General features: G+C 29.9%; 18 protein-coding genes. 9 read left to right on the top strand and 9 right to left on the bottom strand.

Features of this window, described 5'->3' with window-relative positions; genetic code table 11:
• Nucleotides 1-26 precede the first annotated feature (26 nt).
• Genes H0I27_RS04380 through H0I27_RS04360 form a run of 5 tightly spaced genes read left to right on the top strand, consistent with a single transcriptional unit; the run spans nt 27 to nt 7,321 of the window.
• Nucleotides 27-2,498 (top strand): DUF2339 domain-containing protein, encoded by a 2,472-nt coding sequence (locus H0I27_RS04380; protein ID WP_218732678.1) that lies wholly within the window; start codon nt 27-29, stop codon nt 2,496-2,498.
• Nucleotides 2,467-3,711 (top strand): hypothetical protein, encoded by a 1,245-nt coding sequence (locus H0I27_RS04375; RefSeq protein WP_218732677.1) that lies wholly within the window; start codon nt 2,467-2,469, stop codon nt 3,709-3,711. Before H0I27_RS04380 ends, H0I27_RS04375 begins: the two co-directional genes overlap by 32 nt.
• A 30-nt stretch (nt 3,712-3,741) precedes the next feature.
• A complete protein-coding gene (locus H0I27_RS04370; RefSeq protein ID WP_218732676.1) occupies nt 3,742-5,526 on the top strand; it encodes a chloride channel protein in 1,785 nt (594 codons plus the stop codon).
• 41 nt (nt 5,527-5,567) lie between these two features.
• Nucleotides 5,568-6,164 (top strand): hypothetical protein, encoded by a 597-nt coding sequence (locus H0I27_RS04365; protein ID WP_254713143.1) that lies wholly within the window; start codon nt 5,568-5,570, stop codon nt 6,162-6,164.
• A gap of 32 nt (nt 6,165-6,196) precedes the next feature.
• On the top strand, nt 6,197-7,321 hold the full coding sequence (locus tag H0I27_RS04360; protein WP_218732674.1) for a glycerate kinase: 1,125 nt from the start codon (nt 6,197-6,199) through the stop codon (nt 7,319-7,321).
• A 4-nt stretch (nt 7,322-7,325) separates the two neighbouring features.
• Here the strand turns inward: H0I27_RS04360 and H0I27_RS04355 are convergent, their stop codons facing one another.
• Together H0I27_RS04355 and glpQ are read right to left on the bottom strand one after the other, a co-directional pair.
• Nucleotides 7,326-7,859 (bottom strand): hypothetical protein, encoded by a 534-nt coding sequence (locus H0I27_RS04355; RefSeq protein ID WP_218732673.1) that lies wholly within the window; start codon nt 7,857-7,859, stop codon nt 7,326-7,328.
• Between the two features lie 4 nt (nt 7,860-7,863).
• Nucleotides 7,864-8,769: a glycerophosphodiester phosphodiesterase gene (gene glpQ / locus H0I27_RS04350; RefSeq protein WP_254713142.1), complete on the bottom strand. Its 906-nt coding sequence runs from the start codon at nt 8,767-8,769 to the stop codon at nt 7,864-7,866.
• A 120-nt stretch (nt 8,770-8,889) separates the two neighbouring features.
• On the opposite strand from glpQ, the gene H0I27_RS04345 reads away from it, so the two are divergent.
• Nucleotides 8,890-9,129, top strand: coding sequence for a hypothetical protein (locus tag H0I27_RS04345; protein WP_218732671.1), 240 nt, complete (start codon nt 8,890-8,892; stop codon nt 9,127-9,129).
• 223 nt (nt 9,130-9,352) lie between these two features.
• Here the strand turns inward: H0I27_RS04345 and H0I27_RS04340 are convergent, their stop codons facing one another.
• Nucleotides 9,353-10,330, bottom strand: coding sequence for an endonuclease (locus tag H0I27_RS04340; RefSeq protein ID WP_218732670.1), 978 nt, complete (start codon nt 10,328-10,330; stop codon nt 9,353-9,355).
• A 276-nt stretch (nt 10,331-10,606) separates the two neighbouring features.
• Here H0I27_RS04340 and hflX point away from each other — a divergent pair, with 276 nt between their 5' ends.
• Together hflX and H0I27_RS04330 are read left to right on the top strand one after the other, a co-directional pair.
• Complete coding sequence (gene hflX, locus H0I27_RS04335) at nt 10,607-11,818, top strand: GTPase HflX (RefSeq protein ID WP_218732669.1); 1,212 nt, start codon at nt 10,607-10,609, stop codon at nt 11,816-11,818.
• A 34-nt stretch (nt 11,819-11,852) separates the two neighbouring features.
• A complete protein-coding gene (locus H0I27_RS04330; RefSeq protein ID WP_218732668.1) occupies nt 11,853-12,566 on the top strand; it encodes a VIT family protein in 714 nt (237 codons plus the stop codon).
• 33 nt (nt 12,567-12,599) lie between these two features.
• Here the strand turns inward: H0I27_RS04330 and H0I27_RS04325 are convergent, their stop codons facing one another.
• From H0I27_RS04325 to H0I27_RS04300, 6 genes are all read right to left on the bottom strand, one after another.
• Nucleotides 12,600-13,715 carry a CNNM domain-containing protein gene (locus tag H0I27_RS04325; RefSeq protein WP_218732667.1) on the bottom strand — a complete coding sequence of 372 codons (1,116 nt, stop codon included), beginning with the start codon at nt 13,713-13,715 and terminating at the stop codon, nt 12,600-12,602.
• An 89-nt stretch (nt 13,716-13,804) separates the two neighbouring features.
• Nucleotides 13,805-14,728, bottom strand: coding sequence for a DUF3078 domain-containing protein (locus H0I27_RS04320; RefSeq protein ID WP_218732666.1), 924 nt, complete (start codon nt 14,726-14,728; stop codon nt 13,805-13,807).
• 68 nt (nt 14,729-14,796) lie between these two features.
• Complete coding sequence (locus H0I27_RS04315; RefSeq protein WP_218732665.1) at nt 14,797-15,660, bottom strand: DUF3078 domain-containing protein; 864 nt, start codon at nt 15,658-15,660, stop codon at nt 14,797-14,799.
• A gap of 6 nt (nt 15,661-15,666) precedes the next feature.
• Nucleotides 15,667-16,176: a DUF2480 family protein gene (locus H0I27_RS04310; RefSeq protein ID WP_218732664.1), complete on the bottom strand. Its 510-nt coding sequence runs from the start codon at nt 16,174-16,176 to the stop codon at nt 15,667-15,669.
• A gap of 98 nt (nt 16,177-16,274) precedes the next feature.
• Nucleotides 16,275-16,595: a DUF59 domain-containing protein gene (locus tag H0I27_RS04305; protein ID WP_165733066.1), complete on the bottom strand. Its 321-nt coding sequence runs from the start codon at nt 16,593-16,595 to the stop codon at nt 16,275-16,277.
• Between the two features lie 39 nt (nt 16,596-16,634).
• Nucleotides 16,635-17,060 carry a SufE family protein gene (locus tag H0I27_RS04300; RefSeq protein WP_218732663.1) on the bottom strand — a complete coding sequence of 142 codons (426 nt, stop codon included), beginning with the start codon at nt 17,058-17,060 and terminating at the stop codon, nt 16,635-16,637.
• A 71-nt stretch (nt 17,061-17,131) separates the two neighbouring features.
• Here H0I27_RS04300 and H0I27_RS04295 point away from each other — a divergent pair, with 71 nt between their 5' ends.
• Entirely contained in the window at nt 17,132-18,058 is a 927-nt protein-coding gene (locus H0I27_RS04295) for a PfkB family carbohydrate kinase (RefSeq protein ID WP_218732662.1), read from the top strand.
• The last annotated feature ends 43 nt before the right edge of the window (nt 18,059-18,101 follow it).

Here is an 18,101-nt window from a genome sequence, read left to right as displayed (position 1 = left end):
ATCATAGAAAAAACATGTTGTTAAGTATGGAAATAGTATTACTCATTTTTATCATTATTTATCTACTAATTACAAACAAAAATATTAGTTCTAAATTGAAAGATTTACAGACTTCTGTTTTTCAATTAGATGATAAATTACGAGACTTACAGCAAAAACCAACTTCTAAAGAAGAAGTATTAAAAACTAAAAGCAAACCTGTTACTCAAAAAGAAACGGAGCCTTTAGAAAAAACAACACCAATTGTTGTAGCAAAAGAAGAACCTATTATTTTTGTTTCTGAAGTACCAGAAGTAGTAAAACCTATTTTGAATACTGATGCTAAGATTACACCAATAGTTACTGATAAAAAAGCAAATACTAGAGAAGAGAAAAAGAAAGAAAAAGCGATCCCTAAAAAATCTTGGATGGCATCTTTTAAAGAGAAAAATCCGGATTTAGAGAAATTTATAGGCGAGAATTTAATTAATAAAATAGGTGTTTTAATTCTTGTTTTAGGAATTAGCTTCTTTGTAAAGTTTGCTATTGATAAAGATTGGATTAACGAACCTGCAAGAGTAGGAATTGGCGTTTTATGTGGTTCTCTAATTATGATGATCGCACATAAATTAAAGAAAAATTATGCTTCCTTTAGTTCTGTTTTAGTAGCCGGAGCAATTAGTGTTCTTTACCTTACTATTTATATTGCCTTCCATGAATACCAATTATTTAGTCAGACCGTTGCTTTTTGTATTATGGCAGTAATTACGGCTTTTAGTGCCTTAGTTTCCGTTTCTTATAACAGACAAGAATTGGCTGTTTTATCTTTAATTGGTGGTTTTGCAGCTCCTTTTATGTTAAGTACGGGCGAAGGAAATTATGTGGTACTATTTAGTTATATCGTTATCTTAAACTTAGGTATTCTTGCGATCTCTTATTTTAAAAAGTGGAAAATAGCAACGATTGTAGATTTTGCTTTTACCTTTATTTTATTTGGTTCTTGGTGTTTCTTAAACATCCATAAAGACAGTTTCGAGCATAATGGCGCTTTAACTTTTGCTACCATTTTTTACTTTATTTTTAGTCTTACTATTGTTCTAAATAACTTAAAAAACAAAGGAGTATTTTCTAAAATTGAATACTTTATTTTAATAGCAAATACCTTTATTTTCTTTGGAATTGGAATGGTAATTCTAAAAGATTTAGATTCTAAGTTTACGGGATTGTTTACTTTATTATTGGCTGTTTACAATGTAGCTTATGCTACTATTTTATACAAAAAATTCGGACTCGATAAAAATGCCATTTATATTTTAATTGGTTTGGCATTAACATTTGTTACGTTAACCATTCCTATTCAATTTAACGGAAACCAAATTACTCTTTTCTGGGCAACAGAAGTAGTTTTATTGTTTTGGTTGTCTAAAAAATCTAAAATAGAATCATTTAAACTAGGTGCCATAATAGTGCAAGTTTTATCCATTATTAGTTTGCTACTAGATTGGGAATTGTACACGTATTCAGAAGAATTATCGGTAGTTTTTAATCCATTATTTATAGCTGGTTTTGTAGTTAGTATTTCTCTTATTTTAACCTATTGGCTACTAAAAAAAGAAGGAAATATGGTAACTAAATATTTCACTTTAAAAATAAATTTTTACAAAACCATTGTTTTAATCACCTTTGTTTTAGTTGCGTATTTTACAGGTGCTTTAGAAATTGATTATCAAGCTCATCAATTTTTAGAAAATAGAGCTTCTGCCCTATCTTTTCCCGTTGCATATCATTTTGTGTTTATAGCTCTCTTATTATTTTTTACAGAAAAGTTTAAGCAGAAAAACATAGAAAAAGCAGTCTTATTAATCAGTTGCATTTCAATTTTCGTTTATATAGGTAACTTCTACAAGCTGCCAACAGATGAAGTTACAGAAAACCTTGTACTTTCTATACATAGTAATTATGCTTTTTACTTACATTATATAGTTTTAGCATCTCTTATTTATTTTGGAGTTCAATTATTTAAAAAGACAAGTACGGTATTCAATATAAAACCAACGCGAAGTAAATGGTTGCCATGGCTTTTTGTTTTTGCAATTGTTTACACATTAAGTAACGAAGTTATGGTACATGGAGTTCATTTTTCTGATAATTCTTCAATTATTTCTGAGTTAAATGCACAAACAAATGATTACTCAAAATACGATATTATAGATGACAAAATAGATGCAGTACAAGACCAAATAATTAAAATTGGGTATCCTATTTTATGGGGAATTTTCTCCTTTATATTCTTAATTATCGGAATTAAGAAACAATGGAAAAACTTAAGAATTATTGCTCTTTCCTTATTAGGAATAACCATTATAAAACTATTTGCATACGATATTCAAAACGCTTCTGAAACAGGAAAAATAGTCGCCTTTATATTATTAGGTGTTTTAATCTTGATTATTTCGTTTGTGTATCAAAAAATAAAAAAATTAGTAAATGACAAAACTCAAGAAGATGAAGAAATATAGCTTTTTAATCGTTTTTTTTATCGGATTAACTTGTTTTAGTCAGAATTATAAAGGCTCTTTAAACAGTGTTGAGAAAGACGGTTTGCATAAAATAATGCTAACACCAGAAGTAAGATCTGCAAGTAAAAATAATTTTAATTTTATTAGAATAAAAGACAGTGCAAACAAAGAGGTTCCTTATGTTTTAAAATATCATTCAGATCAATTATTCTCTACATTTTCACCTATCAAAATTGTATCAAAAAAAAGAATTAAAGATTCTATTACTGCTGTTATTATAGAAAACAAAACAACTGAAAAATTAACAAATCTTTTTCTTCAGGTTGCGAATACAGATATTTCTAAAAAATATAACCTCTTTGGAAGTAATGATGCAAAAACATGGTTTGGAATTACATCTAACAACAGTCTAAACTTTAATAACGTTGCCAATAAATCATTCGTAGAAAAAAGGATAGACTTCCCAACAAATACTTATCAGTTCTTAAAAATAGCCTTTAACGACAAAAATTCTTTACCAATAAACATTTTGGGTATTGGTAAATACATCAACAACTATTTTTCTGAAACACCAATTACACTTACAGATTTTAGTCAGAAAATTACGCTTTTAAAAGACAGAAAAGTAACTCAGATTAAATTTACATCTAACAACTCTCATGAAATTAATAGTATTTCATTTGATATTAACACCGCTTTTTATCAACGTAATGCAAAACTAATTATAAATAAAGAACGTAAAATAAAGAAGAAAATAGAAACTTATCAGCAAGTAGTTTCTAACTTTCAGTTAAGTTCTAAAATAGAAAACACTTTTTTCTTAAATAATTTAAATGAAAAAGAATTTATTATAGAAATCGAAAACAAAGACAATCCTAGTTTAGAAATTACAAACATTACCTTATTACAAAAGCCTGTTTATATTATATCTGACTTAAAAAAGAAGGAACAATATCAACTAATAATAGATACTACCTTCTCTAAACCTTCTTATGATTTAGGTAATTTTATCTCAGAAAAAACATCAATTATAGAAGAAGAAGTATCCGTAAATAATTTTATTAAAACGAAAGCAACACCTGTAATTATAAAAGAGAAACCTTTTTGGGAAACAGCTGTTTTTATGTGGGTTTGTATTATTTTTGTAGGCGTTTTAATAACCTACTTTGCGTTAGACTTATTAAAAGATGTAAAGCATCAAGAAAAAAACTAATTTATAAATAATTTCTTATCGATAAAACAAGTGCCAACAACAAAAAACATTTACAGAAAAATATTAATTTGGAGATATAAATACATCTCTGAAAAGCAATTCATATACATACTTAGCATCCTTGTTGGTTTTTTAGCAGGTTTTGGAGCTGTTATTTTAAAAAATTTAACACATTTTTTTCAGCATCTTTTAGAAGGAAATTTGGTGAGAGATTATCACCATGCTTTTTACTTTCTTTTTCCGATTATTGGTTTAACAATTGTATATTTTATCATAAAATATGTTATTAGAAACAAAGTAAGTCACGGTATTCCTTCTACACTATATGCTATATCCAAAAGAAAAGGAATTATGAAGCGTTACCAAATGTTTGGTTCTATTTTAACTGCGCCAATTACCGTTGGTTTTGGTGGTTCTGTTGGACTAGAGGGACCAACTGTTGCAACAGGTGCGGCAATTAGCTCTAATGTTGCCAGGTTGTTTCATTTAAACCAAACTTCAAGAACCTTATTAATTGGTTGTGCATCTGCTGGTGCGCTTTCAGCCATATTTAAAGCACCAATTGCCGCTATTATTTTTGCCATAGAAGTGTTTAGTTTAGACTTAACAATTGCCTCTATGATGCCTTTACTTTTAGCGTCATTATCTGCAATTATAACCTCTCGTTTCTTTTTTGGGTCTGATGTTTTACTTCCGTTTGAAACAGAAGATATTTTTACCATAAACAACATTCCTTTTTACCTTATTTTAGCTACTGCAACTGGTTTAGCTTCTATCTATTTTACAGAGGTTTATGATAGAATTCAGAAACTTTTTGACAAAATAGACTCTCCAATAAAACGTTTATTAGTTGGTGGAATAGGTTTAGGAATTTTAATATTTTTTATTCCGCCTTTATATGGTGAGGGTTTTGAAGTTATTAATAATTTAATTGCAGGAAACCCACAAGAAGCTTTAAAAAATAACTTTATGAACTTAGATTTATCTAATGTTTGGGTTGTTATTATCTTATTATTTGGCTTAGTTTTATTTAAAGTGATTGCAAGTGCCTTAACTTTTGGAGCTGGTGGAGTTGGTGGTATTTTTGCACCTACTCTATTTATGGGAAGTCTTTTAGGAAATTGTGTTTCTAAAATAATTAATACCACTGGTTTATCTAATGTCTCTGAAAGTAATTTTACTTTGGTAGGAATGGCTGGTTTAATGGCCGGAGTACTACACGCTCCTTTAACTGCTATCTTTTTAATTGCAGAATTAACTGGTGGCTATGATCTTTTTATTCCGTTGATGCTAACCGCTACAATTTCTTACCTAATCGCTAAATATGTACATCCATATTCTGTCTACGCAATGCAGTTAGGTAGAAAAGGAGAATTAATTACACATAACAAAGACCATGCTGTCTTAACTTTAATGGATATTAATAGAGTTATTGAAAATAATTTTGTTCCTGTTTATTCAGATATGGATTTAGAAAGTATGGTTAAACAAGCAGTTGTAAAATCTAACAGAAATATTTTTCCTGTAATTAATAAGAAGAATAATAAACTAACAGGTATTATTTTACTAGACGATTTAAGACCAATTATGTTTGATCAAACCCTATATAAAACAATTTTTGCTAGAGATATTATGCAGCATCCTCCAGAAATAATTATCATAGGTCTTGATAAAATGACAGATATTATGAGGAAATTTAAAGAAAGTGGTGCTTGGAATTTACCGGTTGTTAAAGAAGGAAAATATATTGGTTTTATCTCTAAATCAAAATTATTAACGGCTTACAGAAATAAACTAATAGAAGTTACGTCATAAAACTATAGAAGAAAATGAGGCAAAATAGTTTTTCAACAAATATGAGAACAAAATCTAACAAAGAGCTAGAAACCATTCTCACTGAAAAAGATAAATATACAGAAGAAGCTTTACAAGCTGTTACATGGGAACTAGAGGATAGAAACATATTAGAAAAACCGACCATTGTTATAGAGGATACGCCTAAAGAAAACACTGTACCTGAAACACCTATTTCTAAAGAAAACACAGAAACTAATAAAAGTCCTTTTAAAGAATTAGAAGTGCCTGTTCTATATTCTAAAAATGCAATACTCGGTTTTACCATTTTCTTTTCTACCATATTTGGTGCTGTTTTATTAATGCAAAACTTAAAACAGATGAACAAACCTAAAGTAAGGAATCAAGTTCTTATTTTTGGTTTGGTATATACTCTTTGCTCTACGATACTTTTAAATTATCTACCGAAATCTATTTTCACAACTTTAATCTTGAATGTTATAGGCTACGCTGTGTTGACAGAATATTTCTGGAATACCCATTTAGGAAAATATTTAGTTCACCATAATAAACAAATATGGAAAATATTAGGTATTTCGATGCTAATTGTATTTGCTCTTATTTTCCTGCTTTTTTTAACTCAAAATTTAGAACAATAACTTAACCTCCGCTAAATTAAATTCAAAGAAGAATGAAAATAATATTAGCACCAGATAAATTTAAAAACACCTTAACAGGATTGGAATTTTGCAATATTGTTGAAAAAGTAATTTTAGAAGAATTCCCAAATACAGATATTCTTAAATTACCACTAGCAGATGGTGGTGATGGTACTATTGAAGTTGTAGAGTACTATCTAAAAGGACGTACCATAAACGTACAAATAAACAATCCTTTTTTTGAAATAATCAATGCAACCTATATATATTCTAAAGAGAACAATACTGCTTTTATTGAAATGGCAGAAGCATCTGGTGTTAAGCTACTAAAACCAACACAATTCGATTGTAAAAATGCCACTACCTTAGGTACAGGAGAAATGATTGTTGATGCCATTAATAAGGGGGCTAAAACTATTATTATAGGTATTGGAGGCAGTGCAACGAACGATTGTGGAATAGGAATGGCAACGGCTTTAGGCTATCAGATTTTAGATGAAAATAATAAAAAAGTAAAACCTATTGGCGCAAATTTATCTAATATAAAATCGATAGATATTACTAATGTTCATCCTAAATTAAGCGCTGTAGATTTTAAAATAGCTTGCGATGTTACCAATCCTTTATATGGCAAAAATGGTGCTGCTTATGTTTATGCAGCACAAAAAGGAGCATCAGAAACAGATATTGTAATGTTAGATAAAGGCTTACAAGATTTTTCTAAAATTCTAAATGCTGTTTTCACAATCGATGTTCAGTCTGTAAAAGGTGCTGGCGCCGCAGGCGGAATGGGAATTGCAACTCAATTATTCTTAAACGGAACTTTAGAACCTGGAATTCAGTTGATAAAAAATATTGCAAATTTTGATACTCAAATTGAAGGTGCAGATTGGATTATTACTGGTGAAGGAAAACTAGACACACAAACCATGTCTGGTAAAACAATTCAGGGCGTGTTGACTTCCGCAATAGCTAAAAAAATAAAAGTTGCTGCTTTTTGTGGCGCTATAGATTTAGACGAAAAACAACCAGAAGATTTCGGAATTAATTATACCGATGCTGTTCTGAATTACGCAAAAGATTTAGAAGATTCTATGAAAAATAGCGGAGAATACTTGGGTTTGTTATCAAGAAAATTCGCGCTAAAAAAACTTTAAAATACTAATTCCAAGGTTCTTCATTAGGTTCTAATTGCTTCTGACTTGGCATAATTCTTTTAGAGTCTTGTTCGGTTTCGCCTATTTTTAAACAAGAAAATAATAAGAAACAAATCGCTAAATCATTTTTATCTAAAAGCTGTAACTTAATACTGTCTTTAAAATCATTATCAGAAAAAGATTCATCAATTTCTGCAATTTTTTCTCCGTTTTTTAGAATAGATATTTTCTTTTTAAAATGAATATTAGTTTCATAAGTAACTTCATCAACATCTATAGAAAAGATTGTTTTTCTATTATTCTGAGAAATTAATTCGGCTAAAACATCTTGACTATTCTTTATGGTAAACACCATTTTCCATTTCCAAAATTGAAATTGTTTGGTAATCTTATAAATTATTTTATCGTCTGAATTAAAAACCTCAGAACCAAACTTCCCAAAATCCATAAACCACTTAGATGTGTATAATTTTTCTTCGGATGAAAAAACATCTAAAGTATTATTAAAGTGTTTTATTTTATATAAATGAGTGTTCATTGAATTACTTTTCTTTTAAAAAATTGACTACCAAATCTGGGAAATCTGTAAAAGCACCATCAATATCTGCTTCTATAAAGAGTGTTTCCATCATTTGGTCAAAGGTAGTGAACTCATCTAAAGAATCGGCTCTAAAAGTATAAGGATGCACTTTTAAACCTAATTTATGCGCATCAGAAACCAACGTGGTAAACTGCCACTTCTCTCCTACTTTTTTATCTAATATTTGCTTATACCAAGGACCAATTCCGTCTGCATACGTTGCAAAATGTGCTAATTGTTTTGTTTCTTCTTCAAATTCCATTAACTGAACCAAAAATAAGTCAGATTTTAATACTACACGAATTCTCTCTAACTCTGTTGCATCAAAACACTGTAGAATACAATTGTCCTTTTTTGTTTTGTAACCGTAATCAGCAAGTATTTCTAAAACAACCTCTGTTATTTTTCTTCCTTCTTTTTGATGAAATGCTGGATCTTTAATTTCTGGATAAATTCCGATATCCTTTCCGGTAGCTTTATTTAAACCTTGTATCAATTCTATTTCTTCTTCAAAAGAATGCAGTTTAAAATTCCCTTTTCCCTTCGGATAACGGTTTGGGTAAAACTGTTCGCCTGTTTCATGATTAAAACGCTCCGTTACTTTGAGCATTTGCAATTCATCAAAAGTAAAATCTATCACATAGAATCGATTGTCTTTTCTTTTCCTATCAGCAAATTTTACAGCAACATCCGTTACATCATCTAAATAAATATCATGAATTACAATAGGTACATTATCTTTACTCAACACCAAATCTTGCTCAATAAAATGAGGGGTCATAGCATACGCCATCGCTTTGGCCTCCATAGTATGTTCTGGTAAATAACCAGAAGCACCTCTGTGAGCAATCACTATTTTGGTATTCATATTCGTTTCTTTTTTATGTGAATTGCAAGAAAAAAGCAGCAACCCTATCAAAAATAATGAAATTGAGTTCATTTCTATAAAATATATCAATTAAAGATATAACTTTTGTAATTTTGCTATATGAAGTTAATGTTAAAAATAATGTTTGTCATCTTTTTAATTTGGATGGCAGCTGGAATGTACCTTATAAATACAGATCACGAAAAAGGACAAATTGTAATGGGTTTAGGTGTCTTTTACTTTTCTTTTCTATTTATGCCTTTCTTTATTTACTACAGATACAGAGACGGAAAATACAAGAAGTATATTTTAAATGATGAAAAATTAAAGGCTGCTTTTAAAGGTTTTGGAAAGGATTAATTAGTTCTCTTTTAAATAATTTTACCGCATACTATAATGAATGCGTTAAAAAACAAGACAGCATCAGTTTTCACACGAGCGAAACGCTCGCGTTAGCAAAAAACGAGCAAGACATAAATACTAGTGCGAGCGTCTCGCTAGTACCATAACAAGAAATTTCAAAAAAAATAAACAAAAAAATATCAGAGTTTACAAGAGTGGAAGATTATAATTATCATTTCAATTAATCTTCCTTTTTAAAATACATATACACAGGAAAATGGTCTGAAAAACCACCTTGGTACCAAGGACCTATATAAGTTCTAAACGGACTTCCTTTTAATTTTCCTTTAAAAATCTTCAACCATTTCTTATTAAATACTTCAGCATGCTTAAAGTAGACTTGTCCTTCTTTTTTGTCTAAAAAGTTCTTGGTAATAATTATCTGATCAAATAAATTCCATTTACCTTCATAGGTTAAAGAACCAATAGCATTTCTATCCAATATCTTTTCCATAGGATTGTAAAAATCATCAGTCACTAAATATTCTTTAATAGATTTGCTGGTTGGATCATCGTTAAAATCACCCATAATCAAAATTTTTGCATTATAATTTTTAGCTTGTATTCCTGCTATAATTGCTCTTGCTAATTTTGCGGCATCAATTCTTTTTGGTTCAGACTCTTCTATTCCTTCTCTTCTAGAAGGCCAATGATTTACTAAAACATGGACTAACTCCCCCTTTAAATTACCAGAAACCACTAAAATATCTCTAGTATAATCTCTCTTCCCTTCATCTCCTTCTAAATACAACGGAAAATGTTCTGAGTCTATTAATTCGAATACTTCTTTATTGTATAAAAGCGCTACATCAATCCCTCTATCATCCGGAGAATCATAATGTACAAAACCATAATGGTGCTTTTTTAAATCTTTAGAATTCACTAAATCTCTTACAACTTTGGCATTTTCTACCTCTACCAAACCAACAAGTGCAGGCACATCATATGATCTTTCTTTACCTAGTTGAGAAATTACAGAACCTAATTTTTTAATTTTATCCCTGTAACGTTTATTATTCCAGTGATTTTTACCATTGGCAGTAAAATCATCGTCAAAGGTTTTTGGATCATCTACCGTATCAAATAAATTTTCTACGTTGTAAAACCCGACAGTAAATATCTCTTTACTCCTTTTTGATGATGAAAAAAATAACCCCATTTATAATTGTTTTGATGATTGGTAAAAATATAAAAATAAAGCAGGGAAACTCTTAACTTAAACTATATGTTTTCTTAACACAAAACTATACTTACTTACCTTTTTCTCTTGTAATTTTGTATTGATTAAAATCTGAATTAATTATAAACCTAAAAAAACCATTGCTATAAGAAGAAAAAGTGTTGAATTTGAATTTGAATTATTTAATTAAAACTTCAAGTATCTTGAGGTTTTTTTTATGCATTTACAAACCAAATCTTTGTATTTTTGTAATCTATGATAGACGAACGCGAAGTTATTTCTGAAAAAGCCGTTTTAATCGGTATTATCTCTCAACAACAAAATGAAATTCAATCTACAGAATATTTAGATGAATTAGAATTTCTAACCCTGACTGCAGGTGGTGTTGCCGTAAAACGTTTTGTACAAAAAATGGAAAAACCCAATCCTAAAACATTTTTAGGTGTTGGTAAATTAGAAGAAGTTAGAGACTATATTGTTTCAAATCATATTGGTACTGCCATTTTTGATGATGAATTATCTCCAGCTCAAATACGTAATATTGAGAAAGTTTTAGATTGTAAAATCTTAGACAGAACAAACCTTATATTAGATATTTTTGCACAAAGAGCGCAAACAAGCTCTGCAAAAACACAAGTAGAATTGGCACAATGTCAATATTTATTACCTCGTTTAACAAGACTTTGGACACACCTTGACAAGCAAAAAGGGGGAATTGGAATGCGTGGACCTGGTGAAACTGAAATTGAAACAGATAGACGTATTATTCGTGATAAAATTTCTGTGTTACAAAAGAAATTGTTAACCATAGACAGACAAATGGCTGTGCAACGTAAAAACCGTGGAAAAATGGTTCGAGTTGCTTTGGTTGGTTACACCAATGTTGGTAAATCTACATTAATGAATGTGATTAGTAAAAGTGATGTTTTTGCTGAAAACAAATTATTTGCAACTCTAGATACTACTGTTAGAAAAGTGGTTATTAAGAACATTCCGTTTTTATTAACAGACACTGTTGGTTTTATTAGAAAACTACCTACACAATTGGTAGAATCTTTTAAATCTACGTTAGATGAAGTTAGAGAAGCAGATTTATTATTACATGTAGTAGATATTTCTCATCCAAATTTCGAAGATCATATAGCTTCAGTAAATTCTGTTTTGGCAGATATAAAATGTGCAGACAAACCTTCTGTAATGGTCTTTAATAAAATTGATGCCTATTCTCATGAAACTATTGATGAAGATGACATTGTAACAGAAAAAGGGAAAGAACATTATACATTACAAGATTGGAAAAAAACTTGGATGAATGATTATGATGTAGATTCTATTTTCATATCCGCTTTAAACAAAGATAATTTAGAAGACTTTAAAGAGAAAACATACGAAGAAGTAAAGAAAATCCATATTCAACGTTTTCCTTATAACGACTTTTTATATTATGAATATAAAGAACAAGAGTAAATTATTATGATTTGATAAAATAAACTTCAAAGAGATGAACAAAAGCTCCACCGAATTAGTAGACCATTTAGAAAAACACTACATACATAGAAGTAATTGGCTAAGAGCAGCTGTTTTAGGAGCAAATGATGGAATTTTATCTACCGCAAGTTTAGCTATTGGAGTTGCTGCTGCAAGCGAATTAAGAGAACCTGTAATTCTAGCTACTTTAGCAGGTTTGGTTGCAGGAGCTTTATCTATGGCAGCAGGAGAATATGTTTCTGTAAGTTCTCAAACAGATATTGAATCTGCAGATATTGAAAGGGAAAAAATAGAATTAGAAGAAATGCCAGAACTTGAGTTACAAATGTTGGCAAGAATCTATGAAAAGAGAGGTCTTAAAAAAGAAACAGCTTTAATTGTTGCTGAAGAATTAACTGAAAATGATGCGTTAGCAGCACATATTAGAGATGAATTAGGGATTAATGAAATTAGTCAGGCAAATCCTATTCAGGCTGCAGTAGCATCTGGAGCTGCTTTTACAATTGGCGGCCTACTTCCTTTTTTGGTAACTCTTTTTCTACCTTTAGAAAATCTGGAATACTATATTTACGCTTCTTCCATACTTTTTCTAATGACTCTAGGAGCATTAGCTGCCAAAGCAGGCGGTTCTAATATTAAAAAAGCAGTTTTAAGAATCACTTTTTGGGGTACAGCGGCTATGGGATTAACAGCCTTAGTTGGCTACTTATTTAATGTAAATATCTAAAAGGAATCCTATTATAAACTTTGTAAGCACAAGCTATTCCTTCTTTTTATCATCATTTATTCCCATTTTTTTTACTCGATTTTTCCAAGAATTTTTAGCATGAGCTTGTAAGTCTGCAACAGAGTCACTCTCATCCATTATCTCTAAACCTAATAAAGTTTCTATTACATCTTCTTGAGAAACAAGTCCGCTTACAGAACCATATTCATCTACAACCAACGCAATATGTTCTTTCTGGCGAATCAGTTTGTCAAATAAATCTGCAATCGATAAATCTCTATCTGTAATTATAATATTTCTTTTTATAGAAGATAAGGTCTCCGCTCCTTTTCCACTAATTATTGCTTCAAATAAATTATCTTTTAGAACATATCCTGTAATTTCATCTGGATTTTCAGCAAAAACAGGAATTCTAGAATAACGTAATTTTTTATGCTCATTATAAAAAGCTTCTATCGTTTGACTTTCATCTGCTATTTCTAAAACAGATCTTGGCGTCATTACATCATTTACTTTAATTCCTTTAAAACCTAATAAATTTCTAATAACCTTACCTTCGTTTTCTTGAAAAACACCATCTTTTTCTGCTATTTCTGTCATTACCAAAAAGCCTTCTCTACTTAAAACACTGCCATGTCCTTTGCCTCCAATTAATTTTGTAGTTAATTGTAAAACCCAGATAAAACCTGTCCATTTTAATGGGAAAATCATAATATTTAAAGCCTTGGTAGTAAAATTAGCTAACTGTCTCCAATAAGTCGCTCCAATTGTTTTAGGTATAATTTCTGATGCAACTAAAATTAAAATAGTCATTATTGTAGACACAACCCCCACCATAACATCTTCTGTTAATCTAATACCCAAAATAGTTTTAGCAGAAGTACCATACATTTCTGCATAGGCTACTTTTGCTTGTACACCAACTAAAATAGCTCCTACAGTATGTGCAACTGTATTAATTGTTAAGATTGCTATTAAAGGTTTGTCTACATCTTTCTTTAACGTTTCTAACTGTAGTGCATATTCAAGCCCTTCTTTCTTTTTTAGATTGATAAAAGTTGGAGTAATACTAAGTAAAACTGCCTCTAGAATAGAACACAAAAATGAAAAGAAAATAGAAACGGTAGCGAAAATTATTAATAATGTCATCAACAAAGGTTTAGAATGTAAAAGTAAGGAAAATAAAAAACCTCAAGAATTTCTTCTTGAGGTTTAAATAAAATATTATTTGATACTACTTAAAAAGCATAACTAAGACCAAGTAAATAGTAAGATTGTAATTTGTTATCTATATTGTCAAAAGTAGCTGTAGGCACAACAGCATTATCTAAAGCATTGTTTAAAGCTTCTTGTTTATTTTGACGTAAACCTAACTCAAAACCAACTCCAATTCCTTTCCAAATTGTATACCCAAAAGAGTTCGTAAATGTCCAGTTAGATAAATCTGATGTATCATAGCTTTGAAACATAGATAAATTAGACTTTACACTTAGTTTACCATATTTCTGTGTGTAGTCTGCTACAATTTTAGCACCTAAAGAAGATTCGAAAACGGTATCTCCACTACTAAAAACAAAATTGTAGTTTCCTGGATGTATAACAACCACTAAATTATTTGTAGGTGTCCATGTAGCACCAATACCTAAATCTAAATATCCTGGGTCGTTAAAGTTATCTATAATAGTTGTTCTATATTCTGCTAAACCAGAAAGTGCCCATTTTTTATTTAATCTCTTACCATATAAAGAGCTAATTGTAAATACATCTGTAGTAGCTTCAAAATCTTCATCTCCAGCAACTCCTTCTTCATCTAGTTTTACCCAACCTAAATTAACAGCAGCAGAGTTTCTCCAGAAAAAATCTTCTTTAATTAAATTAGCAAAACCATTTACTGTAATACCTATATTACCAGCAGTTGCTGTAGGTGTAGATTTAGAATACCAGTTATTAAAACCAGAAAAACTACCTCCAATTGTACCAAAAGCACCTTTTCTCCATCCTGGAAGTGCATCGATTTTTGATTGTAAAGCTTTTACTTCTCCTTGTAACTTAGCAATTTCAGCTTTTTTAGGAGCTTGTTCTTTTTTTAATTCTTCAGCTGTTTGTCCATTAATGGATAAACTAGTTAATACCAATAAAAATAAAATTGATAACTTCTTCATTTTTTTTTGTTTTTTTTAAAATTTGAGTGTGCAAAAATACACTTTTTCTTATTTAGACAATAAAAATATTAATAAGTCACTTTTTGATGAAATTTATAATTTAATCCCAAACCAAATAATTGTCTAAATTGCACTTTACTAGACGCATTATCATCTACGATAGCATGAAAAGTCATGTGCATTTTAATGTTATTATTTACTTTAAAACGAATATTTGTTTGGTTTTCTAAGTCTAAATTGTCTGGTTGATCTAAGTAATCTGAGTAGAGTGCAACAATGTTTTCCATTTCTACATTCTCCATTATCGTAAACTTAAAATATCCAGAGAGGTTAAAACCTAAACTAAAATTGGTATTATCTCCTTCTTCTACCCCAAATTGACCAGAAAACAAATCGCTAACCATTGTTAACCTAGCAGTAGCCGGAGCTATGTTTATATTTGAATTATCAGACTTTTTCCATAACATACCAGGACCTAAACTCAAATAAGCCGGTGAGAAAAAATCTGAAACAGGTACCGCAGGTTCTACTTTATAATTATAACCTCTAGAATATTGAGTTTTAAAATTAACAAATTGCGATAAAAACCAATTATTTCCCGATTTTATACCTAATAAAGAGTTTAATTCAAATCGATCATTTGTTTTACGATACCCTTTGGTATTTAAATGGCTTAATCCATACGCAGTTAAAATTCTCGTATCCCAGTTAACATTGTTTTTCTTGTAATTAAAATCATAATTTACATTTATATCACCTGCAATCATATTCTCTCCCCCTGAAACCCAATTAGAAAAGGAAGATTGATTAAAAACAAAACCAAACTTTCCATTAATTTTCCATTTAGGAATTGGTAAAGTATCTTTCTTCTTTTTTTGTGCATAAAAAGAAGTGGAAAAAAGAACTAATAAAAGAAGTAATAATCTTCTCATTGTAAATTATTTTTTAATTTTATATAAAGGTACTGTTGAGCAAGCTTCTCCAAACATAATAGACCTTGCTACAGGTTGTAATTTTTCTATTAAAAAGACATATGCAGAATCTGGAATTGGTTTATTTGCACACCCTTTTATAATAACTGGTGCATTTATAAATTCCTTAAGGTCTAAAAAACTAATTAATTCTTGATAAAGAACTGTTTCTAGCAATTCTAAATCCCCAATCACCACTTTATTTGCAAACGGAATTAATTCTGACGCAACTAACATAAAAGCCCAAGAAGGAATTATTGCATCTACAGAACAAGAAATAGCTACAAAACTATTTTTGTATTGAGACCAATCGTGGTTTTGTACCGATTCTCTGAAATCTTTTTCTTTTAAGATTAACTCTTGAAACAACCAATCTTTTACATCAAATACCACTCTTTTTCCTTCTGGATAGATTTCTTCTAAATCAAAGGTTTTAAGTTTACTATTTGTAACCCTATTTATAATTTCTTCTTGCATTATTAAAGTTTCAAAGTTGAAATTTCTCAATCGCTTAAAAAAGCTCATTTAGAAATGACATTGGTTGTTTTATTCTGAAAACTGTTACTGAGACTATTTTATAGCATTCCCAGTTCTAGTTTTGCTTCTTCACTCATCATATCTTGTGTCCAAGTAGGATCGAAAGTAATTTCTACTTCACAGCTTTTAATTTCCTCTAAAGTTTTCACTTTATCTTCAATCTCAACAGGCAAACTTTCTGCTACCGGACAATTAGGTGAGGTTAATGTCATTAATATTTTTGCATTATTATCTTCAGATACAAAAACGTCATAAATTAAACCTAATTCGTAAATATCTACTGGAATTTCTGGATCATAAATTGTTTTTAAAACATTTACAATTTTGTCACCTATTACTTCTAACTCTTTATCTGTCATTATATTTCATTTAACAATTAGTTTTCACCAATTGTATTTTTAATTTCCTAATTTAGTTTGTTGTGCAATGGCATACATTTTTATGTACTTAACCATAGAAACTAAACCATTTGCTCTTGTTGGTGATAAATGTTCTTTTAAACCGATTTCATCAATAAAATCTGTAGAAGCCCCTAAAATATCTACCGGTTTTTGGTTTGAATATACCCTCAATAACAATGCCACAATACCCTTGGTTAATATAGCATCACTATCCGCAGAAAACTTAATAATATCTCCCTCTAATTCAGAATATAACCAAACTTTAGACTGGCAACCTTTTATTAAATTTTCATCTAATTTATTCGTATCCTCAATAATTGGTAACGATTTACCTAACTCTATAATGTACTCATAGCGCTCCATCCAATCATCAAACATAGAAAACTCATCAATAATTTCTTCTTGTATTTCTTTGATAGTCATTTTTAAAACTTATTTTTGCACTTTTTAAAAAGCATTTTATAAAATGCAAAATTACGTATAAAATCTAAGAAATGAGTAAATTATTAGCAGTTGGTACAGTAGCTTTTGATGCAATTGAAACCCCTTTTGGGAAAACTGACAAAATATTAGGTGGATCTGGAACCTATGTAGGTCTAGCTGCAAGTCAATTTGGAGTAAAAACAGGCGTTGTTTCTGTAGTTGGAGGAGATTTCCCTGCATCCTACTTAGAAATGATGAATGATAAAGGAATTAATACCGATGGAATTGAGGTAGATAAAGAAGGTAAAACTTTTTTCTGGAGTGGTAAATATCACAATGATATGAACTCTAGAGATACTTTAATTACAGAATTAAATGTATTAGAGACTTTTACACCTGTTGTACCAGAAAATTTTAAAGATGCAGGTATTGTAATGTTAGGGAATTTACACCCGTTAACACAAGCATCTGTATTAGATCAAATGACAGAAAGACCAAAATTAGTAGTTTTAGATACTATGAATTTTTGGATGGACATTGCTTTAGATGATTTACATACAGTTTTAAAACGTGTAGATGTAGTAACTATTAATGATGAAGAAGCGCGTCAATTATCTGGAGAATATTCTTTAGTAAATGCAGCTAAAAAGATTCATGAAATGGGACCTAAATATGTGGTGATCAAAAAAGGAGAACATGGTGCTTTATTATTTAATGAAGGAAATATGTTTTATGCACCTGCATTACCTTTAGCAGAAGTTTTTGATCCTACAGGAGCTGGAGATACATTTGCTGGTGGTTTTTGTGGTTATTTAGCAAAAACAGAAGACATTTCTTTTAACAACATGAAAAATGCAATTATCTACGGTTCTAACCTAGCATCTTTCTGTGTAGAAAAATTTGGTACAGAGCGCATGGAAGTACTTACTGCAGAAGAAGTTAAAAAGCGATTACAAGCTTTTAAAGATTTAACACAATTTGATATTAAAATATCTTAATTTTAATCCGCGGTTTTTGCTGCGGATTTTTTTTTTACAACAA

Origin of the sequence: Polaribacter sp. HaHaR_3_91 (genome assembly GCF_019278525.1) — a bacterium.
Classification (GTDB): Bacteria; Bacteroidota; Bacteroidia; order Flavobacteriales; family Flavobacteriaceae; genus Polaribacter.
The sequence above is the reverse complement of the archived record's forward strand: the minus strand, read 5'-3'. Positions and strand labels throughout refer to the sequence as shown.